Consider the following 25,092-nt stretch of genomic DNA (forward strand, 5'->3'; position numbering starts at 1 on the left):
GCGTCGTTGGTGCGCAGGATCCGGCCGTGCTGGTCGCCGCCCATCTCGGCGATGGCCATGCCGGAGGGGGCGTACTCGAAGGCCTGGCGGAAGGATTCCTCGCTGGCACGCAGGGCCTGCTGCTCGCGCTCCAGACGGACGAGGGCGCGCTGCATATTGGCCCTCAGGCGCGCGTTGCTGATGGCGATGGCGGCCTGGAAGGCGTACATCTGCAGGGCTTCGCGCCCCCAGGCGCCGGGGCGCCGCCCGTTGCGCGGCCGGTCCATGGAGAGCACGCCGATCAGCTCGCCGCACTTGCCGCCGGAGACCCCGGGGGTGTACATCGGCGCGAAGAGTCGGTCGGAGGGGTGCCACTCGTCCTCGAAGCGGGGCGCGGGGCCGTCGGTGTACCACTGCGGTACGTCGTCCTCGTCGAGGACCCAGCCCTCGGTGTGCGGTATGAACCGCAGGTCGCCCCAGGCCTCGCCCATGCTCAGCCGGCGGTCCCAGGAGGCGCGCGAGCCGACGCGGCCGGTGATGAGGGCCTCCGCCGCGGAGTTACCGGCGAGGGCGGCGACGACGAGGTCGCCGTCGGGGCGTACGAGGTTGACACACGCCAGCTCGTAGCCGAGGCCGTTGACCACTCCGTCGGCGACGGTCTGCAGTGTGTCGGCGAGGCTCCGGGCGGTGTTCATGTCCGCCATCACCTGATGCAGTTGCCGCAGCGTCGTCAGACGGACGTACGGCTCGGACTCGGTCTCCATGCGCCCTCCCCTCGAGACGTCGCAGCAACTCCAGGGTGCTCTCCGGCGTACTACTCGTTCTCTCCGGTGCTACTCCGGTACTGATCAGTAGCCACTTGCCAGCTTCTCGCCCAGCTTCGTGCAGCGTCCCCGCCACTGAATCACAGCGCGCTGCCCACTCGGTACACAGGGTCAACAAAATATGGCTCCTGTGACTCAAGTCACAGGAGAACGTGAACAATTGAGTGGAGTTTCTGTGTTTTCAGGTGCGTTTACTGAACGCGGTTTGGGCGACTGTGCGAATGCTGTGAGTGAGTGTGCCAGTTACGGTTCGCCCGTCACGGGGGAGCCTTCCTCCTCTGGTCCTAGGACCCGGCTCGGGCCGACGGCCGATGTGGCGCACGCCTGGCGGACACTAGCGTTTCCCCGTGCTGAAGACTCCCCCTGCCGCTCCCCCCACCCCGGCCGTGCATGCTGAGGGGGTGAGCAACGACGAGTTCCGCGCCGCCATGTCCCGGCTGACCGCGGGCGTGGTCCTGGTGACCGCCCACGAGCCGGCGCTGGACCCGGACGGACCCGGTGGCGAGGACGTCGGCATGACCGCGACGGCCTTCATGTCCGTCTCCCTGGACCCGCCCCTGGTCATGGTCAGCCTGCGTGAGGGCTCCCGGATGGACGACCTGCTCGCCGAGCAGCCCCTGTGGGCCGTCTCCGTGCTCGCCGAGAGCCAGCGCCACATCGCGGGCCGCTTCGCCATGAAGGGCCGCATCAGCGACCGCCTCCTCTTCGAGGACATCCCCTGCGTACGCGGGGCGGCGGCCGGGGCTCCCCTGGTGGGCGGCGCCCTGGCGACCCTGGAGTGCCGCACGGAGCAGCGGGTCGAGGCGGGCGACCACACGCTGGTCATCGGGCGCGTACTGACCGCGGCGGTGCCGAGCGCGAACGGCGGTCCGCTGGCGTACTTCCAGGGCAGGTACCGGCAGCTGGGCTAGGGGGTGTTTGAAAGTCCTGTGCGGTGCCCGCGGTGTTCGGTGCGTGCCCTCGGTGTGCCGGACGAAGGCTCTCGTACTGGACGTACTTGGGGCTTCGGCCGGTGCGTGCCCTCGGCGTGCCGGACGAAGGCCCTCGTACTGGACGTACTTGGGTCTTCGGCCGGTGCGTGCCCTCGGCGTGCCGGACGAAGGCCCTCGTACTGGACGTACTTGGGGCTTCGGCCGGTGCGGCGAGGGTGCGTGCCGGGCGCCGTGGGTGCTGTGCGGGACTTTCAAACACCCCCTGGCCGGCCCACGCCGGGGCTACGGGGCTACCCCTCCAGGACCGTGACGTCGAGCGCGGCCAGCCGCTCCGGGTCCTTGACGATGTCGAGCACGGCGATCCTCCCGCGCACGACCGTGAAGGCCAGGACGCTGGCGAGCCGCCCCTCGGCGAACACCACGACGCCCGCCGCGCCGTTGACCAGTGCGGGCTGCGCGACCCGGGCCAGGTGCCCGAAGTCGCTCGCCCCGGCGGCCACCGCGGCCGCACCCGTCGTGACGCCGGCCTCGGTCCTGGCCACCACGTCCGGGGCGAGGACGGCGACGAGCGCGTCGAAGTCGCCCTCGCGCGCGGCGGCCAGGAAGGCGTCGACGACCTCCCGCTGCCGGTCGAGGTCGGGATCGGGGGCGGGCGCACCGCCCTGGACCCGGCGCCTGGCCCGGCTGGCGAGCTGACGGGACGCCGCCGCCGTACGCCCCACGATGGGTGCGATCTCCTCGAACGGCACGGCGAACAGGTCGTGCAGCACGAACGCGAGCCGCTCCGCCGGGGTCAGCGTCTCCAGGACGACGAGCAGGGCGAGGCCCACCGAGTCGGCGAGCAGCGCCTCCTGCTCGGGGTCGACGCCGCTGACCGGGCTGAGCACGGGCTCCGGCATCCGCACGCCGCTCGGTACCTCAAGCGGCTCCTCGGCGCGCGACCTGCGGGAGCGCAGCATGTCGAGGCAGACCCGGCCCACGATCGTCGTCAACCAGCCGCCGAGGTTGGCGACCTGGCTGGTGTCGGCGCGGCTGACCTTGAGCCAGGCCTCCTGCACGGCGTCGTCGGCCTCCGCGACCGAGCCGAGCATGCGGTAGGCCACGGAGCGCAGCTGCCCGCGGTGCGCCTCGAACCGCTGCGCGAGAAAGTCGCTGTCGCTGTCGCTGTCCTTCGAGGCGTCCGTCGAAAACCCGCTGTCCGTCATCGGTCACATCTCCTCGTCGCGGTCCGTCACAGGCATGACGTTTCGCGGGCGGTCGATGTGACGAGAGGCTCAGCCCCAGTCGCGCCCGGTGCGGCCGCGCTTGGTGTCGGAGCGCTGCTTCTTCTCGCGCAGGCGCCGTTCGTTGATCCCGCGGGGGATGCGGGTGGGCCGACGGGGCTTGGGCGGCGGGGCGGTGGCTTCGGCGAGGAGGGCGGCGAGGCGTACGGCGGCGGTCTCGCGGTTGCGCCACTGGGACCGGTGCTCGGAGGAGCGGACGGTGACGACCCCGTCGACGAGCCTCCCGGCCAGCCGCTCCAGGGCCCGTTCCTTCCACACCGGCGGCAGCACTTCGGTCTTCGCCAGGTCGAACCCGAGTTCGACCTGGGTGTCGCTGGTGTTGACGTGCTGCCCGCCCGGCCCGCCGGACCGCGAGAAACGCCAGATGAGCTCGGCCTCGGGCAGGGAGACGGAGCCGCGGATGAAGTAGGGACCGGACATGCGTCCATGTTCCCGGCTCTGTCCGGTCCACGTCACCCTGTTTTACGGACCTTCGGGCCCCGGCCTCGACCGCTTGGCAAAGAAAGTAAAGAGAGCCGGAACCTCGGGCACCCCTCTCGACGTTCATAGGGGTAGCTGTAGCTTCGTGCCGTACGAAGCCCATACGTACGGACAAGACTGCTCGTACGCAACGAGGGAAGGGACTCCCAACAATGGCTGTAAGCCTGTCCAAGGGTGGCAACGTCTCGCTCACCAAGGAGGCTCCGGGCCTGACCGCCGTCACCGTGGGCCTCGGCTGGGACGTCCGCAGCACCACGGGTACCGACTTCGACCTCGACGCCTCGGCCATCGCGGTGAACACGCAGGGCAAGGTCTTCTCGGACGCCCACTTCGTCTTCTTCAACAACAAGCAGACCCCGGACCAGACCATCGTCCACACCGGTGACAACCGCACGGGTGAGGGCGCCGGCGACGACGAGGCGATCAACGTCAACCTGGCGGGTCTCCCCGCCGACATCGACAAGATCGTCTTCCCGGTCTCGATCTACGACGCGGAGACCCGCTCGCAGAACTTCGGCCAGGTCCGCAACGCCTACATCCGCATCCTCAACCAGGCCGGCGGCGCGGAGATCGCCCGCTACGACCTGTCGGAGGACGCCGCCACCGAGACCGCGATGGTCTTCGGCGAGCTCTACCGCAACGGCGCGGAGTGGAAGTTCCGCGCCGTCGGCCAGGGCTACGCCTCGGGCCTCGCGGGCATCGCCCAGGACTTCGGCGTCACCGTCTGACGTACGCCGTCGGGCAAGCAGGTCCGACGAGGGGCCCGGCACACCGCATGGTGTGCCGGGCCCCTCGCGCTGTCTCCTGCGGTGTTCGCTATGGCCGCTCCGGCTGCCAGACGTACCGGACGTCCGGCTCCTTCTCCTCGTTGCGCAGCCCGTCCGTGCGTTCGGTCTCGACGAAGCCGTGCCGCTCGTAGAACCGCTGCGCCGCTCCGTTGACCTGGAACGTCCACAGTTCGAGCCCCTCCGGGCGCCGCTCCTTGGCCAGCGTGACGAACCGGTCGCCCAGTCCGCGTCCGCGCCACGACGGGTTGAGGTAGAGCTGCTCCAACTCCCCGTCGTCGAGCACCAGCAGCCCCACCACACCGGCCTCGCCGACCGCCACCCATGTCTCGTACCGCGGCACGACCACGTAAGAGAACCAGTCCCGCACCTCGTCGTCCGTGTGCGCGCGCCGCACGGACGGCAGCGCGGCGCCGAAGGAACGCAGCCACACGTCGGCCGCCGCGCGCGCGTCGGAGTCCTGCGCACGACGAATGGTCAGATCATCGCTGTTCACAGCGGAGGACGATCGCACGTCACCGCCGAACCCGCACCCGGTTTCGACCCACCGCCACCTCCACCACCCAGGCGCCCGCGCCCGTTGGCTACCCTCCGCCCCATGCGCCTGGACTCACTCCCCCTCACCCCCGACCACGACATCCCGGCCCCGCTGCTCACGGAACTCACCGCGCTCTACGCCTCCCAGCGGGAGTTCCAGTCCCTGAGCGGCGACTTCCCGGACCCGGACGACATCCGGCCGGAGCAGGTCGCGGCCGCTCTCGCCGAGGAGTTGGCGAACCCGCACGTGGACGTCCTGCTCGCCCGCGCCGCCGGGCGGCTCGTCGGGGTCGCCATCACCCTCGCGCACCATCCCGACCCGGCGGATCCCGACCCGTGGATCGGCCTGCTCCTGGTGTCGGCCGACGAGCAGCGCAAGGGCTACGGCAGGGAGTTGGCGACCCTCGTCGAGAACCGCTTCCAAAGTGCCGGCCGGACCGCCGTACGCCTCGCCGTCCTCGACAACAACCCGAAGGCCCTCACCTTCTGGACGAGCCTCGGCTACGAGGTCATCGGACACCGCAGGGACCTCCAACTGGCCCGCCCCTGCGCGGTGTTGCGCAAGCAGCTCGCACACCCCAAGGCGTCCGCATAGCGGTTTGTCCCGCACGGATTTCGGATACGAACGCGTAAAAAGTTGACGTCCCCCTGTCAAAGAGGGGATGCACAGTGCCACTCTCTCCTCGCACTTCCCCTCAGGCTTCGCCCTCACACCCCACACCTGTGAGGTGGCTGTGCCTCAACCATGTGGCCGGCCGGCTCATCCCCAGTGGTTCGTCTGAAGGAGTTCGAGTGACCCAGCAGTCCCGTGCCTCGCGTACCCCGCGCAAGACCGCGCTGCGTGCCGCCGCCCTCGCCGCCTCGGCGTCGATGGTCGTTCTCGCCGTGCAGAGTGGCTCGGCCACCGCTTCCCCCACACAGCAGGCGGGCGCAGCCGCCGTCCCGCTGAGCGCCTCCGCGCGCGCCGCCGCGATCAAGTCGGCCCAGGCCGACGCCGCTTCGACAGCTCAGGAGCTCGGGCTCGGCGCCCAGGAGAAGCTCGTCGTCCGTGACGTGGTCAAGGACGCGAACGGCACCGTCCACACCCGCTACGAGCGGACGTACGCCGGGCTGCCCGTCCTCGGCGGCGACCTGGTCACGCACGTGGCGAGGAACGGCGACCTCAAGGGCGTCAACAAGGCGTCGAAGGCGCGGATATCCGTGGCGTCCACCGACGCCGCCGTCTCCGCCGCCACCGCGAAGAAGTCAGCCCTCGCCGCCGCGTCGGACGGGGTCTCCGCCACCGCCCGCAAGGTCGTGTGGGCGGCCGGCGCCAAGCCCGTTCTCGCCTACGAGTCCGTGGTCAAGGGGCGTCAGCACGACGGCACCCCGAGCGAGCTGCACGTCGTCGCCGACGCCGCCACCGGCAAGAAGCTGTACTCCTACGAGGCCATCGACACCGGCACGGGCACCAGCCAGTACAGCGGCACCGTCACCCTCGGTACGACCGCCTCCGCCTCGGGCGGCTTCGACCTGATCGACGGCGGGCGCGGCGGCCACAAGACGTACGACCTGAACGGTGGCACGTCCGGCACAGGCACCCTCTTCCACGACGCGGACGACGCCTGGGGCAACGGAACCGTCGCCAACCGCCAGACGGCCGCCGTCGACGCCGCCTACGGTGCCGCCGTGACCTGGGACTTCTACAAGTCCGCCTTCAACCGCAGCGGCATCGCGGGTGACGGGAAGGCCGCCTACTCCCGCGTCCACTACGGCAACGCGTACGTCAACGCCTTCTGGAACGACAGCTGCTTCTGCATGACGTACGGCGACGGCGCGGGCAACGCGGACCCGCTGACCTCGCTCGACGTGGCCGGCCACGAGATGAGCCACGGCCTGACAGCGGCCACCGCCGGGCTGAAGTACACCCGGGAGTCCGGCGGTCTCAACGAGGCGACCTCCGACATCTTCGGCACCTCGGTGGAGTTCTTCGCGAACAACGCCGCCGACCCCGGTGACTACCTCATCGGCGAGAAGATCGACATCAACGGCGACGGCACCCCACTGCGCTACATGGACAAGCCGAGCAAGGACGGCGGCTCCGCCGACTCCTGGTCCCGCACGGTCGGTCGCCTCGACGTGCACTACTCCTCGGGGCCCGCGAACCACTTCTTCTACCTGCTGAGCGAAGGCAGCGGGGCGAAGACCATCAACGGCGTGAGCTACAACTCCCCGACGTCCAACGGATCGACGGTCACCGGCATCGGCCGCACCAAGGCCTACCAGATCTGGTACAAGGCCCTGACCACGTACTTCACCTCCTCCACGGACTACGCGGCCGCCCGCACCGCCACCCTCCAGGCGGCAAGTGACCTGTACGGCGCGAGCAGCCCGGAGCGCAGCGCCGTGGCCGCCGCGTGGAGCGGCGTCAACGTCAACTAGGGGGTGTTTTGAAGGTCCTGTGCGGTGCCCGCGGTGTTCGGTGCCTGCCCTCGGCGTGCCGGACGAAGGCCCTCGTACTGGACGTACTTGGGGCTTCGGCCGGTGCGGCGAGGGTACGTGCCGGGCGCCGTGGGTGCTGTGCGGGACTTTCACAACACCCCCTAGCCCTGCCGAACGGTCTGGGACGGCTCGCGCACGGTCAGGGACGGCTCGGCTTACCCTCCCCGTACAGCCAGTCGTCCCAGATCTTCGTGAAGTCCTTGCCGGGTGCCGCCTTCTCGACGTAGGCCGTGAAGTCGGCCGTGTCCGCGTTGCCGTGGCGGTGGGCTGCGGCCCAGCCCTGGATGATGTCGTAGAACCTGGCGTCGCCGACGGTCTCGCGGATCTTGTGGAGGACCATCGCACCGCGGTCGTAGACGGGCGGGTCGGAGATGTGGGCTGCGCCGGAGGGTTTCCCGGGCGGGAAGGCCCAGATGGCCTCGTTGTCCTCCTTCGCGTCGTAATAGTCGCCCTTGTAGAGGGAGTTGAAGATCTCGTCGGCCGTGTCGCCGTCGTGGTCCTCCTGCCACAACCACTCCGCGTACGTGGCGAAGCCCTCGCTCAGCCACATGTCGCGCCAGCTCTTCGGGGTGACCGAGTCGCCGTACCACTGGTGGGCGAGTTCGTGGACGAGGGTGCCGGTGTCCGGGGCGCCGGGGAAGAAGGGGCGGTTCTGGGTCTCCAGGGCGTAGCCCGCGTCGTCCGGGCGGTCGACGATCGCACCGGCCGAAGTGAAGGGGTACGCGCCGAAGTTGTACTTCTCCCACGCCAGGATCTCGGGGATCTTCGCCAGCACCTTCGCGCTCGCCTTCGCCTGGGTCGGGTCCACGGCGACGTACAAGGGCAGCCCGTCCTTCGTCGCCGAGCGGCTCACCTTGTACCTGCCGATCGCGACCGTGGCGACATAGCTCGCCATCGGCTCGGCAGTGTGCCAACGGAAGGTCGTACGGCCCTTCCTGGTCGACTCGCCTGCGGGCTCCCCGTTGGAGACGGCCGTCAGTCCCTTCGGCACGGTCACCGCGATGTCGTACGTCGCCTTGTCGGAGGGGTGGTTGTTGCCGGGGAACCAGGCCATGGACCCGGTCGGCTCGCCGAGGCCCACCGCGCCGTCGGCGGTCGGCAGCCAGCCCTCCTTCGAACCGTCCGCGTCGGTGATCGTCGGCGGCCTGCCCGAGTAGCGGACCGTCGTACGGAAGGTCTCGCCCTTGTCGAGGTCCTCGTGCGGGCGCACGGTCAGCTCCTGGCCGCTGCGGTTCCAGCGGGCGCCCCGCCCCTCGACGGTGACGCCGCCGACGTCCAGCCCCTTCAGGTCGAGGTCGAACGCGCTGAGGTCCTGGGTGGCACGCGCCGTGATCTCGGCGGTGCCGGTGAGCTTGTGCGCCTCGGGGTCGTAGGCGAGGGCCAGGGTGTAGTGCGTGACGTCGTAGCCGCCGTTGCCGGCCTTCGGGAAGTACGGGTCGCGGACGCCGGCGGCGCCGGGGGTGCCGTGCACACCACCGCCGCCGCATGCGGCGAGGCCGAGGCAGAGTGTCAGGGACACGGCGAAGGGAGCGGCGGCGGATGATCGGGGCACGCCCGTGATCCTAAGCGGACGGTTGCCCGGACTACGGATGTTCGCCCGATCTTCGGGTCATATGAGCAGCGCGCCGGGCCGCGCCGTGGGCATCGGGCGCCCGTGACACCATCACCTACGTGCTCGACATCGGCTACGCCCTCTCCAACCGCTTCCCGGACCCGCCGCAGACGGACTACCGGCGCGCGGACGTCCGCACCCTGCGCCACGACCTGTTCTGCGGTGACGTCTACCTCGCCGACACCAAGGCGGACCGGGAGCTGTCCACAGCCTGGGGATGGGTGCCGGTGCTCGACTTCGCGTGGGCGCTGTGCGACATCGTCGAGCAGATCGACCGCGACCCGCGCGGCAGCCGGGCCTCCCGCCCTCAGCACGCGGAGCTCGACTTCACCGAGTCGACGGACCGCATGCTCTTCGAGCGCCGTTTCGGCTGGGTGGACGTCGAGGCGGACTGGATGCACCGGGACGAGGAGCCGCTGACCTTCTCCCACGCCGAACTCCGCCGTGAGGCCCGCGATTTCCTGCACGACCTGCTCGCGGACCTCACGGACCTGCACGACGACCTCGCCGAGAACCCGGCGATCTGGACACTCCAGGCGCGGTATCCCCGGGTGAGCTAGAACCCTTCCGGGAGCCCTGTCCGGGGTACGGGCCTCAGCGTTCGCCCTTCCTCAGGCGGAGCTGGGCGTGGATCGCCTTGAGGGCGTCGCCCTCGCCCGACTCGGGGATGGAGGGAGACAGGCCGCCCGTCTCGTCCGAGCCGTCCTCCATGGCGATGCTCACATGCGTGACGACTTCGATGCCGTTTCCGCTCGCCACCTCCAGCCGGAACTCACGGGCCTGAGTGACCTGGTAGCGCCGACTGTTCCTGGAGGACTCGTTCAGGTCCCCTCGCAGGGCGTTGCCCGACCGGTGGTTGGTGTGCGTGGTGAGGGAGACGATGTCGCGGTAGTAGTACTCGTACGTCTTGTCCTCCAGCAGTTCGCCGGTGACGAAGTCCCATGTGCACAGACAGGCACTGAGGTGGGACTCGGTCATCGCGACCAGGACGGCCCGGTAGCGGGAGAAGCGGACGATCCCGTCCCCGCCGACCTGGATCTCGGAGTTGACGTCCTGCCCGTACAGCGGCACCAGCCGGGTCACCAGCTTCAGGCCGGAGATGTTCATCCGCTGGTGCGCGTGCTGGGCGACGAACGCCTTGTCCTCGTCGAACCACTGCGCGACCTGCGCGTCGGTGGGCCGCGGGTGGCTCGCCTCCCACGCCGTGTCGTACTCCTTCTTCTTCTCCAGATACCGGCCCGCCGCCTTCACCCCGACGATCGCGCCCGCGACCAGCAGCACGAAACCGAGGAACGCGCCGCCGCCGGACGCGGCGATCAGGGTGATCAGTCCGATGACGGCGCCGCCACCGCCGCCCAGCATGAGCGCCTGGTCGGTGCTCGCGTCCAGCGGTTCGGGCACCGGGGTGAAGTACTTCCGCATGAGCTTCGCGCGCTCGGTGTTGCGGCCCCGGGGTTCGCGGTGCCGGCCCGACTGCGGCAGCGGCGCCACCCCGACCCGCTCGACGAGGGCGCGCCACACCGCGGACTCCGTCGCCTCGACGAGCGTGACGATCTCCATGATGTGGCGTACGTCGGCGTCGTCGGCGGAGGCCATCAGTTCGCGCGGGGTCGGCGACTCGTACGCCCGTCCCTGGCCCTCGTAGTGGTCGTCGCGCAGCACGGCCCACAGCGCGTAGGCGTGCGGGCGGGCGCCGGGTGCGCGCACGGCCGCCTGGAGCTGCTCCTCGACGGAGCGGACCGTGGGCCCGTCGACGGTGCGCGGGGTGCGGCCCGCGAGCATGGCGAGGGCGAGGTAGTAGCGCAGGTCGCCGTCCGCGTCGCCCTGCTCGATCGCCTTGCGGAAGCGGGCCTCCGCCTCCGGGTACAGCCGGGCTTGCAGCGCCTGGATGCCGAGATAGCGGTGGTTCTCGTCCTTGCCGAAGTGGAAGTTGAACGTGTCCGCGTTGAACTGATTGCCGACGTGCTGCCCCTGCTGGTCGTAACTGGTCATGCCTGCCCCCCGAACAACGCCCTGACCAGGCCTTCCGCTTGACCGATGAGTGGCGCGAGGGCGCTCACACCGGCGAGCGCCGCGCTCAGTCGCTCGACCAGAACGGTGAGCCGACGCTTCTTGACCTGCTCGGCGGCCGGATCACCCGCTTCGGCGGCCTCGGCCCGCTGCGCCTCCCCGAGCACGCCGACCGCGCCCGCGTACGTCTCGTCGTCGATCCCCTTCTCGCGATGCAGCTTCCCCACCGCATCGAGCAGCTCGGCGAACACCTCCCGCAATGCCGCGTCCCCCGAACCGCCCCCCTGCACCACTCCGGTCCCCCCGAAGTCCTTCACGGTCACCGTCTCGGCGTTGACCTGGTTCCCGACCGTCTGGCCCGTCTGATTGAAGGTAGCCATGCCGATGTTCCCCCCTGCTGTTCCCCTTGGTCACAGGCGCCAGGAACGCGTGGTTCCGGGCGCCCGAGAACTGCAGAGCGTAATGGCAATTCATGCGACAAGCATTGAATTCAACTAAGCCGGTAAATTCTGTCAATAAGCTAAGAAAATGGACCGGAACAGCCGCCGAGTCAGTCAATTCAGATCGCTATGCGGATCACATCGCTGTGCGGATCACATGCAGCCGCGGCTCGCTCCTCCACCGCGCAGACCGTCACTCCTGACCGAGCGCCTCCACCCGCACCCCCATCTCCGCGGCCAGCACCGGCGCCAGGTCCAGCAGTTGGCTCGGGCTGATCACCGCCCCCGCCAGCCGGTCCACGCCGCGCGCGATCTCCAGCTCGGCCGCCCGGCGCAGGTCCACGTCGACCAGCGTCGCCGCGCTGAGGTCGGCCCCCTTCAGCACGCAGTCCACGAACTCCACGCGCTCCAGCCGGGCACCCCCGAAGTCCGGCTCGACCAGGACGCACCCCTCGAAGACGACGTCCTTGAGCCGGGCCCGGCGCAGGTTCAGATAGTCGATCTTCCCGCCGCGGATGAGCACCCGCTCCAGCACGGAACCGTGCAGCTGCACCCCGCCCAGCCGGGCGTCCACCAGCTCGACGTCACGCAGCGTGGACTCGGCGAGGTCGGTGCCGACACCCCGTATGCCCGTCAGCACGGAGTCCAGCACGCGCGCGTGGTGCAGTCGCGTCTCGTCCAGCGCGCACCCTCTCAGCGCGCAGTCCATGAAGCGGGCGCCCCCGCCGTCCTGCCCCGCGAAGTCCGCCTCCTGGAACTCCAGCCCGTCGTAGTCCCCGTCGGGCTCCAGCTCCGAGCCGTCGTACGGATCGAGGGGCGGCAGCCGCACCTCCGGCCGCCGTGCCCCCTTCACACCGGTCCCACCTGCTGCTCGCCTCACCATGCCCCCATGCTGCACCCCAGCACTGACAACCCGCCCTGACCTGCCCGTTCGCGGCCCATGTCACATTCCGGGTGCCGGAATCAGTCAGTACTGCAGGAAGGCAACGCATCCGGACGACAGGGAGACCCCCAGCCATGCACCGCATCACCGTCATCGGCGGCGGCTTCGCCGGACTCACCGCGGCCATAACCGCCGCCGAGGCGGGCGCCAAGGTCACCGTGTACGAGGCGCACCACACCCTCGGCGGCCGGGCCCGCACCGCCGAGGGGCCGTACCGCACGAACGAGGGGCCGCACGCCCTCTACAGCGGCGGCCCGCACTGGACCTGGCTCAAGCAGCGCGACCTGATCGGCCCGCTCGCGCCCATCCCGCCCCTGGAGGCGGCCCGGCTCCGGCTGCACCACAAGGGGGCCCTGCGCCGCACCCCGCCCTTCGCGATGCTCAAGCTGCTCCGCCGTACGGCCCAACAGGCGCCCGTCGACGTCGACTTCATGACCTGGGCGAGCAACCAGGCGGGCGAGGAGGGCGCCCGCGCCGCAGCGCACTACTCCGCCGTCGCCCTCTTCCACCACGACCCCGGCTCCCTCTCCGCGGCCTTCGTGCAGGAACGCCTGCGCCGCGCCACGAAGTTGCCCCCGGAGGCGCACTACCCGCGCGGCGGCTGGGCGAGCGTCATCGACAAGATGGCGGCCCGCGCCTGGAATCTCGGCGTCCGCATGGAGACCCTGTCCAGGGTCGACACCCTTCCCGTCGACCAGGGGCCCGTCATCGTCGCCACCTCCCTCGACGCCGCCCGCCGCCTCCTCAGGGACGACTCCCTCACCTGGACCGGCGGACGCACCGCCCTCATCGACCTCGCCGTCCGCACGCGCCGCGGTGACGCGTTCGCCGTCTCCGACCTGGACGCGCCCGGCTGGATCGAACGGTTCACCGCCCAGGACCACACCCTCGCCCCGGCCGGCGAGCAGCTCATCCAGGGCCAGTTCCCGATCGCACCGCACGAGTCCCGGGCGGACGGCATCGCGCGCGCGGAGCACCTTCTCGACCTCGCGTTCGAGGGCTGGCGCGAGCGCGTGACCTGGCGGCGGGAGGCCCTCGCGCAGGGGCGTACGGGCGCGGTCGATCTGCCCGGCACCAGCTGGCGCGACCGGCCCCGGATCGAGCGCGGTGACGGGGTGTATCTGGCGGGAGATCAGGTAGCCGCCCCTGGTGTGCTGTCGGAGGTGTCGTTCAACAGCGCCATGGAGGCCGTGGCGCTGGCGCTCAGGATCCGGGAACGCCTTGACCTCAAGCGAGCTTGAGGTTGAAGAGTGGGCCTCCTGCGAACGAGGAACCGCCATCCGGCAACCGGGACCACCAAAGAGGGAGCCCCACCATGCACGCCGTCCGCCTGCACACCTTCGGACCGGCCGAGAACCTCACCTACGAGAAGACCGAGGACCCCGAGCCGGGCCCCGGCCAGGTCCGGATCGCCGTGTCCGCGGCGGGCGTGCACCTCCTCGACGCCGCGCTGCGCGAGGGCGCGCAGGGCCCGGCCCCGGCGCCCACCGTCCTGCCGACGGTCCCGGGCCGCGAGGTGGCCGGCACGGTCGAGTCCCTCGGTGAGGGGGTCGCCGACCTGTGGCTCGGCAAGCGCGTGGTCGCCCATCTCGGCTTCGCTCCCGGCGGCTACGCCGAGCTGGCCGTCACGAACGTCGAACGCCTGCATGAGATCCCGGAGAACCTCGACTTCGCCGAGGCCGTCGCCATGATCGGCACAGGGCGTACGACGATGGGGATCCTGCAGTTCGCGTCGCTGGGCCCCGCTTCCGTGGTCGTCATCCCCGCCGCCGCGGGCGGTGTCGGCACCCTCCTCGTGCAGTACGCGAAGCACGCGGGCGCCACCGTGATCGGCCTCGCGGGCGGCCCGGAGAAGGTGGCCCGCGTCCGCGCGAACGGCGCCGACCTCGCGCTCGACTACACCGACCCGAGCTGGGTCGAACAGGTCAGCGAATACCGAGGCCGGGTCGACCTCGTCCTCGACGGCGTCGGCGGCGAGGTCGCCGAGGCCTCGGTCGGCCTCCTCGGCCCCGCCGGCAAGCACCTGGTCTTCGGCTGGTCCGCCCAGGGCGTCTCCCAGGGGCGGCCCCTGCTGATCGACGGCGTGTCCGAGCAGGTACTCGGCCCCGTGATGCTCGGCAAGGCCGGCGGCCCCGACCCCGTACGCACGCTGGAACTGCGCGCCCTCACCGAGGCCGCCGCCGGCCGCCTCACCCCCGCCGTACAGCGCTTCCCCCTCGCCGAGGCCGCCGCCGCTCACCGGGCGCTCGAAAACAGGAACACGATCGGAAAGGTGGTATTGGAGCCGTGAAGAACCCATCCACGCCCAAAGATGCGATACGTACTGAAGATGCGACGCATTCCGATTCATGGTCTTCTGGCCAGGTGAGCGTCACCCGAACGGGCGAACCCGAGGGCGCCGACCCCCGCCGCTGGTGGGGTCTGGTGATCATCGCCCTCGCGCAGCTGATGGTGGTGCTGGACGCGACGATCGTGAACATCGCGCTCCCCTCCGCCCAGCGCGCGCTGGACATGTCCGACGGCAACCGCCAGTGGGTCATCACCGCCTACACCCTGGCCTTCGGCGGACTTCTCCTGCTCGGCGGCCGCATCGCCGACCTCGTCGGCCGCAAGCGCACCTTCATCATCGGACTCATCGGCTTCGCCGGGGCCTCCGCACTCGGCGGCGCGGCCACCTCGTCCGGCATGCTCTTCGGCGCCCGCGCCCTCCAGGGCGCCTTCGCCGCCGTCCTCGCGCCCTCCGCCCTCTCCCTGCTCACGACCACGTTCACCGACCCGAAGGAGCGCGGAAAGGCCTTCGGGATCTACGGCGCCCTGGCCGGCAGCGGCTCCGCGATCGGCTTCATCGCGGGCGGCCTGCTGACGGAGTACCTGAACTGGCGCTGGTGCCTGTACGTCAACATCCCCATCGCGGTCATCGCCGTCTTCGGCGCCCTCGCCCTGCTCCACGACCGCCCGGGCCACACGGGCGCCCGCCTCGACGTACCCGGTGCCCTGATGGGCTGCGGCGGCCTCGTCGCGATCGTCTACGGCTTCAGCGAGGCCGAACCGCGCGGCTGGAGCGACCCCCTCGTCGTCACGATGTTCGCCGTCGGCGTCGTCCTGCTCGCGACCTTCGTGTGGTGGCAGACCCGGGCGCCGAGCCCGCTGCTGCCGCTGCACATCATCAAGGACCGCAACCGCGCCGGCTGCTTCCTGACCATGGGTCTCGCCGTCATCGGCATGTTCGGCATGTTCCTGTTCATGACCTACTACCTCCAGGTCATCCTCGGCTACTCGCCCGTGAAGACGGGCATGGCGTTCCTGCCCCTGACGGTCGCGATCATCATCGGCTCGACGCAGATCTCGGCCCGGCTGATGAACCATGTCGCGCCGCGCATGCTGATGGTCCCCGGAATGATCCTCGCGGCGAGCGGCATGCTGGTCTTCACCCAGCTCGAAGTCGACTCCTCGTACGCGACCCATCTGCTGCCCGGCCTGCTCCTGATGGGCCTCGGCATGGGCCTCACCTTCATGCCGGTGTTCGCCACCGCCACCGCCGGGGTCGCCCCGCAGGACGCGGGCGTGACCTCCGCGACCGTCAACACCTCGCAGCAGGTGGGCGGTTCGATCGGTACGGCGCTGCTGAACACCATCGCCACGACCAGCAGCACCGCCTACGTCGCCGCCCACCTCCGGGGCCCCGCCCACCGGGACCTGATCATCCGCGAGGGCGTGGTGCACGGCTACACGGTCGCCCTGTGGTGGGCCGTCGGCATCCTGCTCCTGGCCGGCCTGATCGCGGGCCTCATGGTGACGGCGAAGGCCCCCAAGCACGCGCCGACGGCAGGGGCGCCCGTACCCGAGTCGGTGGGTTAGCCGGTCGGGGCAGCGGCGGAGCCCCGCACAGGACTCCGCCCCTGCCCCTCACTCACCCGGGATCCGCGATCAGCGCAGCTTGCGTGCGTCGATCGCCCAGATGCCTCGCCCGTGCGTGGCCGCGTACAGCCGCCCGTCGGGGCCGGTGCGCAGTTGCAGCACGGCCGTCGTGGGCAGGTTGTCCCCGGCGACCTTCCAGCCGGAGCGGGACGAGCTCCGCACCAGAACCCCGAGGTCGGTGCCGACCGCGATGGTCCCGCCCTTCAGCAGGGCCACCGAGTTGGCGGGCACGTCCGGCAGGTTCCCGGAGACGTCCTTCCAGCTGACCCCGCCGTTCTTCGTCTCGAACAGGTGACCGACACCCGCGCCCGGCCCCTCGGTCCACTTCCGGGAGAAGCCGTTGACCGCGAGGAGGACATGGCCGCTGTCGGCGGGGTCGATGGCGAACCCGGACAGATAGCGGTTGGGCACGGTCCCGTCCACCGGCAGCGTCAATTGGTGCCAGCCGGTGCCGTCGGCGTTGCCGACCGCGATGCCCCGGGTGAAGCCCTGGTTGTTGCACGGGCCGCACCAGGCCGCGTACACCTTGCCGCCGGAGGAGGCGACGGCCGTGGCCGTGCGCCCCTCGCCCAGGTCGTACGCCCCGAACCACTCGCCACCGCTGCGGATCGCGTACCCGTGACTGTTGATCCACACGTGCCGGCCGCCCGCGACCCAGGTGTTCTTGTTCTTGATGTCGGCGTTCAGCGGGGCGATGAAGCGGGCCTCGCCGGTCGCGCTGTCCGGCGGCGCCACGGACCAGGAGGTCGCCTTCGACGGATCGGTGACCCAACTCCCGTCGTTCACCGCACAGTTGTTGGTGACCGAGACCGCCAGATACACGTACTCCTGCGCGATGTTGCACCCGTTGGCCGGATCGGCGAGCGAATCGCCGCCGTCACCACCGAAGTTGGAGCCCATCACCCGGTCGCCGGGACGCAGCATCGACTGCCCGTTGTCCTGCAGACCGCCGGTGATCGCGAGCCCGCGCCCGGCGGGATCGGCCCCGACGCCCACCGAGTAGTACTGCAGCGCGTCCATCGTGCCGTCGTTGAGCGGACGCCAGTCGGTGGCGTGACCCTCCGCGTTCGCGGCACCGCTCACCGGCCGCCGGTAGGTGCCGCCGTCGTCGCCGACGATCACATACGGCTTGCCCCCGTTGCTCCCGATCGTCACCGCGTGCTGGTCGGGGTGCGTGGTGGCCGGGCAGTCGCCGCTCTGCTTCGAGGGGTCGATGGACCAGCAGGGGAAACCGAAGTTCCAGTACGGCCCCGGGGTCGTCCAGTGCGTCCCGCCGTCCTTCGTCTCGAAGACCTCCTCCAGACCCGCGTACACATGGTCGGGGTTCTTCGGATCGACGGTGAGGAACTGGTTGTACCAGGCCTGGATACCCGGCTGGTAGCCCGCACCCGTCAGCGCCGAGCCCGAGTCCCTCAGCTGCGCATAGTCGGCGATCCTCGTCCAAGGCCCGGTCGGGGAGCCCGACTTGGAGACGAAGATGCCCTCCAGCCCGCTGTCCGGGTTCTCGGCCGTCATCTCCGGCGACTGATCGATGGCGTAGTAGCGCGAGCCGTCGGCGCTGCGCGCGAAGGTGACGTTGCCGACGTCCTCGCTGTTGCTCGGCAGGTCACCGAGACCGCTCAGCCGCGCCCAGCCGCCCGCCCCCTTCGCGTAGAACCCGTTGTACGTGTCGCCGCCGCGCCAGCCCACGGCGAGCACGACCTTGCCCGGGTTCTTCGGGTCGATCGCGATGTCGCTGGTGATGTTCTTGTACGCGGCGTCGGGGTCGTCGTCCTTCGGGCCGCCGGGCAGGTAGTCGGGGTTGGGCGCGAACTCCAGCTTCCAGGCGCCCTTCAGGGACTTCGTCGAGTGGCTCCACACGCCGCGCGTGGTCGCCGCCCACACCTTGGAACCGGCGAACCGCAGCGCGTTGATCGACGTCGACTCCAACTCGTCGCCGCCGACCCGGTCATGGCGGCCGAAACTGCCCTTGCGCGGATCGGCGAGGACGTACACCCCGGTGCCGAGGAACGAGGTCGCGCTGGTGTTCGCCTCACCGGTGGCGTACCAGAGGCGGCCGCGGCCGTCGAGCTGCAGGTCGCCGGTGGACAGGGCGGGCAGCCGGTCGGAGATGTTCGTCCACTGCCCGCCACCCGAACGGGACCTGAAGACACCACCGTTGGCGGAGCCCGCGTACACATACCCGTGGCTGTCGGCCGCGAGCCCGGTCACCCGCCCGGTGACCCTGCCCGCGCCACCGCTGGAGTTGGAGTTGACGTCGCGGTAGCGGGGGTCGTCGGAGTCGTACGGCAGCTTCGTCAGATCGCTCCAACTCCCGCCGGTGTGCGGAAGATCGGAGAGTTCGGCGTACGCCGCCCCGTAGGCGCCCGGCGCCACGATGCCCGGCGAGGTCCGCGCCTCGGCGTACTGGTCCGCCTGCTCGGCTATGTTCCCCGACTCGTCCTCGTCCTCCTCCCCCGGATCCTCCGCGAACGCGGAGAGGCCCTTCTGCTGGTGCAGAAGGGCCTGTTGCCTGAGCGTTCGAACGCCGAAGGGGTCGTTTCCGCCGCCGGACGCCGCCTGGGCCTGCGTAACAGTCAGTCCCAGCGCGGCAGTTGCGGCGAACACCGCCCACACGCGTCTTCTTCGTCGGCCACCTGCTGCCATGGTTCTGCCCTCCCCTGAGGAAGCCTTGGCGTACATGACACGAGCTGCCACACAGCTTTTACGGGAAGGGAGTTATGAGAGGTCTGTGAGACGGCAATGAGAACGCAAAGCTTGTCCTGAACCAGCCGCGCCACACGGCCGGGCGACCTCGGCGGCGCGCCCAACGGGCTCAGTGCCGCCCGGCCACCCGGTCCGCCAGCCGTGCGAGCCGTGACGACTCCGCGCTGTGCGTGCTCAGTTCACGGCGGTCCGCCGTCCGATAGGTGGCGTACATGCCGTGCACGCCGAGCCAACGGAAGGGCTCCGGCTCCCAGTTGCGGACCTTGTGGTTCACCCAGGGGAGATCGGTCAGCTCCGTCGGCCCCGACTGCCCCGAGTCCTGCTGGACGAGGTCGCGCAGGGTGCGGGCGGCGAGGTTGGTGGTCGCGACGCCGGAACCGACATAGCCGCCGGCCCAGCCGAGCCCCGTGGAACGGTCCAGCGTCACCGTGGCGCACCAGTCGCGCGGCACGCCCAGCACACCCGACCAGGCGTGCTCGATACCGACGCCGGCCAGCGCGGGGAAGAAGCGGACCAGGATCTCGCGCAGCGCCTCGATCGTCGCCGGCTGCGTCCGCCCGTCGTTGTCCGTCCGCGAACCGAAGCGGTAGGGGATGCCGCGGCCGCCCAGCGCGATCCGGCCGTCGGCGGTGCGCTGCGCGTACATGTACGCGTGCGCCATGTCGCCCAGCGTCTCCCGGCCCTCCCAGCCGATCGCCGCCCACTGCTCGTCGGTCAGCGGCTCGGTCGCGATCATCGACGAGTTCATCGGCAGCCAGGTCCGCTTCTGCCCCTTGATCGAGGCCGTGAAGCCCTCGGTGCAGCGCAGCACATAGGGCGCCCGGACAGTGCCGTACGGCGTCACCGCGTGCTTCGGGCGGATCTCCGTCACCGGCGTCTGCTCGTGGATCGTGACCCCCAGCGCCTCCACGGCGGCCGCGAGCCCCTTCACCAGCTTCACCGGGTGCAGCCGAGCCCCGTGCGGGGTCCACGTGGAGCCGACCGCGTCCGCGACCCGGATCCGCTCCGCGGTCTCCCGCGCGCCGTACAGCTCACGGTCCTTCTCGCCGTACGCCGACTCGGTCGCGTGGAAGTCCTTGAGCCGGGCCAACTGGGCGGGGGTGTACGCCGCTTCAAGCACGCCACCCTGGTGGATGTCCGCGTCGATGCCCTCGTCCGCCGCAACCCGGACGACCTCGCCGACGGTCTCGTTCATGGCCTGCTGAAGACGTACGGCGGCCTCGCGGCCGTGCAGCTTCGCGTACCGGTCACGGCCCGCGATGCCGTTGTAGAGCCAGCCGCCGTTGCGCCCCGAGGCGCCGTACCCGCAGAACTTCTGCTCCAGGACCGTGATCCGCAGGAACGGTGCCGCCTTCTTCAGGTAGTACGCCGTCCACAGGCCCGTGTAGCCGCCGCCGACGATGACGACGTCGGCGCTCGCGTCACCGGGCAGGGGTTCGCGGGGCGCGGGGACGCCGTCCTGCGCGTACCAGAAGGAGATTCCACCGTTGACGGTGGTGGCCGTGCTGCTCATGGCCCGGACGTTAACCCCTCAGGACCGCCCATGTCTCCTTCGGATTCCATGCTTTTCCACGCCCTCTGACCAGCGGATAACAGCCGAGACCGATCACCACGGAGAGGAAGTGCCCGAAATCTGTGAAGGTCCGGCTGGTCGCCAGCGGCACCGCGTACACGACCAGAACCCCGCCCAGATACACATACCGCCACGGCGCCGCGATCCGGTACGCCAGCACGGCGACGACACCCGCCAGCGCGTAACTCACCCCGATGTCCAGGGTGTTGACCGCCGAGTGCGGCGCCGCCCCGCGCCGGATCGCATCCAGCAGCGCGAGCTCGCTCACCAGCGTGGCCAGCACGTGCGCGGCCGCGCAGACCGCCAGCCAGCGCGCGGTACCGAGCCATCGCTCCGCCTGCGCGTGGAACACCGTGTACAGCACCGCGTACGGAATCCAGTGCCCGCCGTCGATCCACATCGCACTGGAGATCAGCACCCGCACCGGGTTGTTCGACAACTCGTGGATGTTCGTGGACCGCTGCCGCAGGAACTCGTCCTCGAACTCCGGCGACATCTGGTGCACGGCCACCGTCGTCACGAACAGCACCGCCAGCCAGACGTACGTCCCGGGGGCGCTGCGGACGTACGCCCACACCTTCCGCGGGCCGCTCGGAAATCGCATGCCCCGATTCACGCACGTGGGTAGCGTCGAAGGGGTGATCGACATTCCCGATGAACTGATCGCCTCACAGCACGAGTACAACAAAGACGCGGGCCGCGCGTTCATCGCGGCCCTCCCGCACCGGGCGGCGGACTTCCTCGACCGCTGGGAACTGCGCCTCGACGGCCCGTCGATGTACGGCATGTGCGCCCTGGTCCTCCCGGTGCGCCGCACCGACGGCAGCAAGGCCGTGCTCAAGCTCCAGCACCTCGACGAGGAGACCGCGGGAGAGCCTCTCGCGCTGCGCGTCTGGGCCGGCGACGGTGCCGTACGACTCCTGGAGTACGACGAGCCGACGGGCACCCTCCTCCTCGAACGGCTCGACGCGGCCCGCATGCTGACGCACCTCCCCGACGCCCGCGAGGCCGTCCTCGTCATCGCCCGGCTACTGGCCCACCTGACCGCCGTACCGGCCCCGGCGGGGCTACGGCGGCTCGGCGACATCGCCACGGCGCTGCTGGCACGAACCCCGGCCGCACTCCCGCGGATCCCCGACCCCTCCGACCGCCGCCTGATCGCCGACTGCGCCGCGGCCCTGCGCGAGGTGGCGGACACCCCCGGCGACCGCCTCCTGCACTGGGACCTCCACTACGACAACGTCCTCGCCGCCGACCGCGCCCCCTGGCTCGCCATCGACCCCAAGCCGCTCTCCGGCGACCCCGGCTTCGAACTCTTCCCCGCCCTCGACAACCGCTTCGACCCCGCCGACATCCGCTGGCGCTTCGACGCGATGACCGACGTACTCGCCCTCGACCGGGCCCGAGCACGGTCCTGGACCCTGGCCCGCGTACTCCAGACCACCCTGGGCGAGACCGAGTCCGGCCGCCCCCCGGCACCGGACCACCTCGAAATCGCCCGCCACCTGCGCAACCACTAAAAAAAGCCCAGGCCACAACCTATGACCTGGGCCCCACAGAGCCCCCTGTCGGATTCGAACCGACGACCTACGCATTACAAGTGCGTTGCTCTGGCCATCTGAGCTAAGGAGGCGTGCACGCGCGCGTGGTGGCTGTGTGCCCGTGCAGTGTACCCACGTCGGCAGGGGGGTCCGTCGAAAATTTCGGCGAACTTCACTGGCCCTGGAGTACTGACAGAACACATGAACGCCAGGTAGCGTCCTGAGACAGTTCACTCGTGTGGACTACACCACTGTGAACCGTTTCGCAGTGGATCACCACCTTTACAACGGATCGTCCGGCACGTTCCTGCCGGTGAAGGGGGCCTCAGACCCATGGCCACTGTTTCGTTCGACAAGGCGACCCGGATCTACCCGGGCACCGAGAAGCCCGCTGTCGATGCTCTGGAGATCGACATCGAGGACGGCGAGTTCCTCGTCCTCGTCGGTCCCTCCGGCTGCGGCAAGTCCACCTCGCTCCGCATGCTCGCGGGGCTCGAGGACGTGAACGGCGGCGCCATCCGCATCGGCGACCGCGACGTCACGCACCTGCCGCCCAAGGACCGGGACATCGCCATGGTGTTCCAGAACTACGCGCTGTACCCGCACATGACCGTCGCCGACAACATGGGCTTCGCGCTCAAGATCGCCGGCGTCAACAAGTCCGAGATCCGCCAGAAGGTGGAGGACGCGGCGAAGATCCTCGACCTCACCGACTACCTCGGCCGCAAGCCGAAGGCGCTCTCCGGTGGTCAGCGCCAGCGTGTCGCCATGGGTCGCGCCATCGTGCGTGAGCCGCAGGTGTTCCTCATGGACGAGCCGCTGTCGAACCTCGACGCCAAGCTCCGTGTCTCCACCCGTACGCAGATCGCGTCGCTGCAGCGCCGCCTCGGCATCACCACCGTCTACGTCACCCACGACCAGGTCGAGGCCATGACGATGGGCGACCGTGTGGCCGTACTGAAGGACGGTCTGCTCCAGCAGGTCGACTCGCCGCGCAACATGTACGACCGGCCCGCCAACCTCTTCGTCGCCGGGTTCATCGGCTCTCCCGCCATGAACCTCGTCGAGGTCCCGATCACCGACGGTGGCGTGAAGTTCGGCAACAGCGTCGTGCCGGTCAGCCGTGAGGCCCTCTCGGCCGCCGCGGACAAGGGCGACCGCACCGTCACGGTCGGCGTCCGTCCCGAGCACTTCGACATCGTCGAGCAGGGCGGCGCCGCCGCGAAGACGCTCACCAAGGAGACGGAGGACGCCCCGGCCGGTCTCGCCGTCTCCGTGAACGTCGTCGAGGAGCTCGGCGCCGACGGTTACGTCTACGGCAGCTCCAAGATCGGTGACGACCTCAAGGACCTGGTCGTCCGCGTCAGCGGCCGCGCGGTCCCGGACAAGGGCGCCACGCTGCACGTCGTGCCGCGCCCGGGCGAGATCCACGTGTTCTCGACCTCCACGGGCGAGCGCCTCACCGACTGACCGTCGGAGCCGCTCCCATCCCCGTAAGGGGTGAATTCCCCCAAGTTGACGAAGAAGGCCCCGCAACCTGCTGCGGGGCCTTCTTCGTTGTCGACAAATACCCCGGCAGACCGGTCATTTCGATACGTGTACGTCAACCCGCTACCCCGAATTCGGCACTTTCCCGTCCCCCGAATTGGTGACTAAATGTCGCCAAATCATCACCCCGCGCTACCCTCACTCGCGTGAAGCACTCCACCACTAACCAACGGACCCGGCATGGCCGTGGCCCCGCCCGCCGGATCGGCCGCACCCTCGCCCTCGTTCTGCCTGTCGTCCTGGTGCTCTCCGGGACACTCGCGGTCACCCGAGTCAACTGGTCGGGGAACTCCTCGGACTCGGTGCTCACCGCCTCCTCCGAGGACGTGTCCGCGCGCGCCTCGTCCCGCGCCCCGCAGGACGTCCTGCGCGACAGACTCCTGCTGGAACTCCAGGAGGACAACCCCGGCGTCGCCCTCACCCATCTCCAGGAGGCGGTGAACGGTCACCCGTCACTGACGAAGCACTGCGTCTCCATCGCCCGCGCCCTCGGCCGCGCCGCGGTCCGCGTGTACGGGCCCACCCGCGCCCAGTCGTACGCCCGGCCCGTCTGCGACACCGCCTTCGCCTCCGGCGTCGCGGCCCGGCAGAGCTGAGCGGCGGGCAGCGGCTGACCAAGGAACGGTTGCCCCAGAAATTCGCGGGCGGGGCGCGACGTACAGTTCGGTCATGACCGATCCGAACGCCGCGTCGCGCCCCGTTCAAGCCGTTGTCCTGGCCGGCGGCCAGGGCTCTCGGCTGCGTCCCTACACCGACGACCGGCCAAAGCCGATGGTCGAGATCCCCGGCACCGGGACCCCGATCATCGGCCACCAGCTGACCTGGCTGGCCGAAGAGGGCGTCACCGACGTGGTCGTCAGTTGCGGCCATCTCGCCGATGTCCTCCAGAAGTGGCTGGACTCGGCCGACCTTCCGGTGAACGTCACCACGGTCGTCGAGAACGAGCCCCTCGGCCGCGGCGGCGGCCTCAAGTACGCCGCCGCGCATCTGCCGCACCCGGACAAGCCGTGGTACGCGACCAACGGCGACATCTGGACCCGCTTCTCGCTGCGCGACATGGCGGACTTCCACACCGAGCGCGACGCGGTCGCCACCCTCGCGCTGGCCCGCCCCCGCATCCCGTGGGGCGCCGTCCAGACGGACGGCTTCGGCCACATCACGGACTTCATCGAGTCCCCGCCGACCCCGTTCGAGATCAACGCGGGCGTCTACGTCTTCGCCCCCGAGTTCGCCTCCCTGCTCCCCGAGCGCGGCGACCACGAGCGCACCACGTTCCCGCACCTGGCCCGCGAACGCCGCCTGGCCGGCTTCCCGCTCCCGCAGGGCTCCTACTGGCGCGCCATCGACACCGCCAAGGACCTCACGGAGGCCGCCAAGGAGCTCGCCACCCTGGGGCGTTGAGCAGCCGCCACAGAGCCTTGTGTACGTCGATGGGGGGGGCGGCCCGGCCCGGCGGGGGCCCCCCCCCGGGGAGCCCGCAGCCCGCGGACCGGAGGCGGC

The 25,092-nt window shown here is 70.2% G+C and carries 23 protein-coding genes and 1 tRNA gene; 12 read left to right on the forward strand and 12 right to left on the reverse strand.

Annotated features, from left to right (window positions below; translation table 11 throughout):
• Positions 1–743, reverse strand: a 743-nt coding sequence (locus tag ABZS97_RS33635; protein WP_356143977.1) for a diguanylate cyclase CdgB, incomplete at its 3' end; no start/stop codon positions are given.
• Between the two features lie 488 nt (positions 744–1,231).
• Between ABZS97_RS33635 and ABZS97_RS33640 the strand changes: the two genes are divergently transcribed.
• On the forward strand, positions 1,232–1,714 hold the full coding sequence (locus tag ABZS97_RS33640) for a flavin reductase family protein (protein WP_356144016.1): 483 nt from the start codon (positions 1,232–1,234) through the stop codon (positions 1,712–1,714).
• Between the two features lie 311 nt (positions 1,715–2,025).
• Here the strand turns inward: ABZS97_RS33640 and ABZS97_RS33645 are convergent, their stop codons facing one another.
• Positions 2,026–2,940 (reverse strand): sigma-70 family RNA polymerase sigma factor, encoded by a 915-nt coding sequence (locus ABZS97_RS33645; RefSeq protein ID WP_356143979.1) that lies wholly within the window; start codon positions 2,938–2,940, stop codon positions 2,026–2,028.
• 69 nt (positions 2,941–3,009) lie between these two features.
• Positions 3,010–3,438, reverse strand: a complete 429-nt coding sequence (gene arfB, locus ABZS97_RS33650) for an alternative ribosome rescue aminoacyl-tRNA hydrolase ArfB (protein WP_356143981.1) — start codon at positions 3,436–3,438, stop codon at positions 3,010–3,012.
• A gap of 212 nt (positions 3,439–3,650) precedes the next feature.
• Between arfB and ABZS97_RS33655 the strand changes: the two genes are divergently transcribed.
• A complete protein-coding gene (locus ABZS97_RS33655; protein ID WP_356143983.1) occupies positions 3,651–4,226 on the forward strand; it encodes a TerD family protein in 576 nt (191 codons plus the stop codon).
• Between the two features lie 88 nt (positions 4,227–4,314).
• Here the strand turns inward: ABZS97_RS33655 and ABZS97_RS33660 are convergent, their stop codons facing one another.
• Positions 4,315–4,779, reverse strand: coding sequence for a GNAT family N-acetyltransferase (locus ABZS97_RS33660; RefSeq protein ID WP_356143985.1), 465 nt, complete (start codon positions 4,777–4,779; stop codon positions 4,315–4,317).
• Positions 4,780–4,881: 102 nt separating this feature from the next.
• Between ABZS97_RS33660 and ABZS97_RS33665 the strand changes: the two genes are divergently transcribed.
• Both ABZS97_RS33665 and ABZS97_RS33670 read left to right on the forward strand, forming a co-directional pair.
• Positions 4,882–5,415 carry a GNAT family N-acetyltransferase gene (locus ABZS97_RS33665; protein ID WP_356143987.1) on the forward strand — a complete coding sequence of 178 codons (534 nt, stop codon included), beginning with the start codon at positions 4,882–4,884 and terminating at the stop codon, positions 5,413–5,415.
• A gap of 275 nt (positions 5,416–5,690) precedes the next feature.
• Positions 5,691–7,241 carry a M4 family metallopeptidase gene (locus ABZS97_RS33670; RefSeq protein ID WP_356144018.1) on the forward strand — a complete coding sequence of 517 codons (1,551 nt, stop codon included), beginning with the start codon at positions 5,691–5,693 and terminating at the stop codon, positions 7,239–7,241.
• A gap of 199 nt (positions 7,242–7,440) precedes the next feature.
• Here ABZS97_RS33670 and ABZS97_RS33675 read toward each other — a convergent pair whose 3' ends face one another.
• Positions 7,441–8,814 (reverse strand): M1 family metallopeptidase, encoded by a 1,374-nt coding sequence (locus ABZS97_RS33675; RefSeq protein WP_356144020.1) that lies wholly within the window; start codon positions 8,812–8,814, stop codon positions 7,441–7,443.
• A gap of 158 nt (positions 8,815–8,972) precedes the next feature.
• Here ABZS97_RS33675 and ABZS97_RS33680 point away from each other — a divergent pair, with 158 nt between their 5' ends.
• Positions 8,973–9,473, forward strand: a complete 501-nt coding sequence (locus ABZS97_RS33680; protein ID WP_356143989.1) for a hypothetical protein — start codon at positions 8,973–8,975, stop codon at positions 9,471–9,473.
• A gap of 34 nt (positions 9,474–9,507) precedes the next feature.
• On the opposite strand, the gene ABZS97_RS33685 is transcribed toward ABZS97_RS33680, so the two are convergent.
• The 3 genes from ABZS97_RS33685 to ABZS97_RS33695 form a co-directional block, all read right to left on the reverse strand.
• Positions 9,508–10,905, reverse strand: coding sequence for a hypothetical protein (locus ABZS97_RS33685; RefSeq protein ID WP_356143991.1), 1,398 nt, complete (start codon positions 10,903–10,905; stop codon positions 9,508–9,510).
• The gene (locus ABZS97_RS33690) at positions 10,902–11,303 is read right to left on the reverse strand and encodes a hypothetical protein (RefSeq protein ID WP_356143992.1); all 402 of its coding nucleotides are present in this window, start codon (positions 11,301–11,303) and stop codon (positions 10,902–10,904) included. The genes ABZS97_RS33685 and ABZS97_RS33690 overlap by 4 nt, the downstream gene beginning before the upstream one ends.
• Positions 11,304–11,556: 253 nt before the next feature.
• Positions 11,557–12,246, reverse strand: coding sequence for a pentapeptide repeat-containing protein (locus ABZS97_RS33695; RefSeq protein WP_356143994.1), 690 nt, complete (start codon positions 12,244–12,246; stop codon positions 11,557–11,559).
• A 134-nt stretch (positions 12,247–12,380) separates the two neighbouring features.
• Between ABZS97_RS33695 and ABZS97_RS33700 the strand changes: the two genes are divergently transcribed.
• From ABZS97_RS33700 to ABZS97_RS33710, 3 genes are all read left to right on the forward strand, one after another.
• Positions 12,381–13,547, forward strand: a complete 1,167-nt coding sequence (locus ABZS97_RS33700; RefSeq protein ID WP_356143996.1) for an FAD-dependent oxidoreductase — start codon at positions 12,381–12,383, stop codon at positions 13,545–13,547.
• 74 nt (positions 13,548–13,621) lie between these two features.
• Positions 13,622–14,596 carry a zinc-binding dehydrogenase gene (locus ABZS97_RS33705; RefSeq protein ID WP_356143998.1) on the forward strand — a complete coding sequence of 325 codons (975 nt, stop codon included), beginning with the start codon at positions 13,622–13,624 and terminating at the stop codon, positions 14,594–14,596.
• Positions 14,597–14,670: 74 nt separating this feature from the next.
• Positions 14,671–16,164, forward strand: coding sequence for an MFS transporter (locus tag ABZS97_RS33710; protein WP_356144000.1), 1,494 nt, complete (start codon positions 14,671–14,673; stop codon positions 16,162–16,164).
• A 69-nt stretch (positions 16,165–16,233) separates the two neighbouring features.
• On the opposite strand, the gene ABZS97_RS33715 is transcribed toward ABZS97_RS33710, so the two are convergent.
• From ABZS97_RS33715 to ABZS97_RS33725, 3 genes are all read right to left on the reverse strand, one after another.
• Positions 16,234–18,870, reverse strand: a complete 2,637-nt coding sequence (locus ABZS97_RS33715; protein WP_356144002.1) for a glycosyl hydrolase — start codon at positions 18,868–18,870, stop codon at positions 16,234–16,236.
• Between the two features lie 169 nt (positions 18,871–19,039).
• On the reverse strand, positions 19,040–20,443 hold the full coding sequence (locus ABZS97_RS33720) for an FAD-dependent oxidoreductase (protein WP_356144004.1): 1,404 nt from the start codon (positions 20,441–20,443) through the stop codon (positions 19,040–19,042).
• Positions 20,444–20,453: 10 nt separating this feature from the next.
• Positions 20,454–21,107 (reverse strand): rhomboid-like protein, encoded by a 654-nt coding sequence (locus ABZS97_RS33725; protein ID WP_356144006.1) that lies wholly within the window; start codon positions 21,105–21,107, stop codon positions 20,454–20,456.
• A 34-nt stretch (positions 21,108–21,141) separates the two neighbouring features.
• Here ABZS97_RS33725 and ABZS97_RS33730 point away from each other — a divergent pair, with 34 nt between their 5' ends.
• The gene (locus ABZS97_RS33730) at positions 21,142–22,023 is read left to right on the forward strand and encodes an aminoglycoside phosphotransferase family protein (RefSeq protein ID WP_356144008.1); all 882 of its coding nucleotides are present in this window, start codon (positions 21,142–21,144) and stop codon (positions 22,021–22,023) included.
• Positions 22,024–22,062: 39 nt separating this feature from the next.
• Here the strand turns inward: ABZS97_RS33730 and ABZS97_RS33735 are convergent.
• A tRNA-Thr gene (locus ABZS97_RS33735) sits at positions 22,063–22,136 on the reverse strand.
• 241 nt (positions 22,137–22,377) lie between these two features.
• On the opposite strand from ABZS97_RS33735, the gene ugpC reads away from it, so the two are divergent.
• The 3 genes from ugpC to ABZS97_RS33750 all read left to right on the forward strand — a co-directional run bounded on the left by ugpC (position 22,378) and on the right by ABZS97_RS33750 (position 24,993).
• A complete protein-coding gene (gene ugpC, locus ABZS97_RS33740) occupies positions 22,378–23,514 on the forward strand; it encodes a sn-glycerol-3-phosphate ABC transporter ATP-binding protein UgpC (protein WP_356144010.1) in 1,137 nt (378 codons plus the stop codon).
• A gap of 224 nt (positions 23,515–23,738) precedes the next feature.
• Complete coding sequence (locus tag ABZS97_RS33745) at positions 23,739–24,188, forward strand: hypothetical protein (RefSeq protein ID WP_356144012.1); 450 nt, start codon at positions 23,739–23,741, stop codon at positions 24,186–24,188.
• Positions 24,189–24,261: 73 nt separating this feature from the next.
• On the forward strand, positions 24,262–24,993 hold the full coding sequence (locus ABZS97_RS33750; protein ID WP_356144014.1) for a nucleotidyltransferase family protein: 732 nt from the start codon (positions 24,262–24,264) through the stop codon (positions 24,991–24,993).
• Positions 24,994–25,092 lie beyond the last annotated feature (99 nt).

The sequence above is a fragment of the Streptomyces sp. NPDC005485 genome, from assembly GCF_040606085.1.
Lineage (GTDB): Bacteria > Actinomycetota > Actinomycetes > Streptomycetales > Streptomycetaceae > Streptomyces.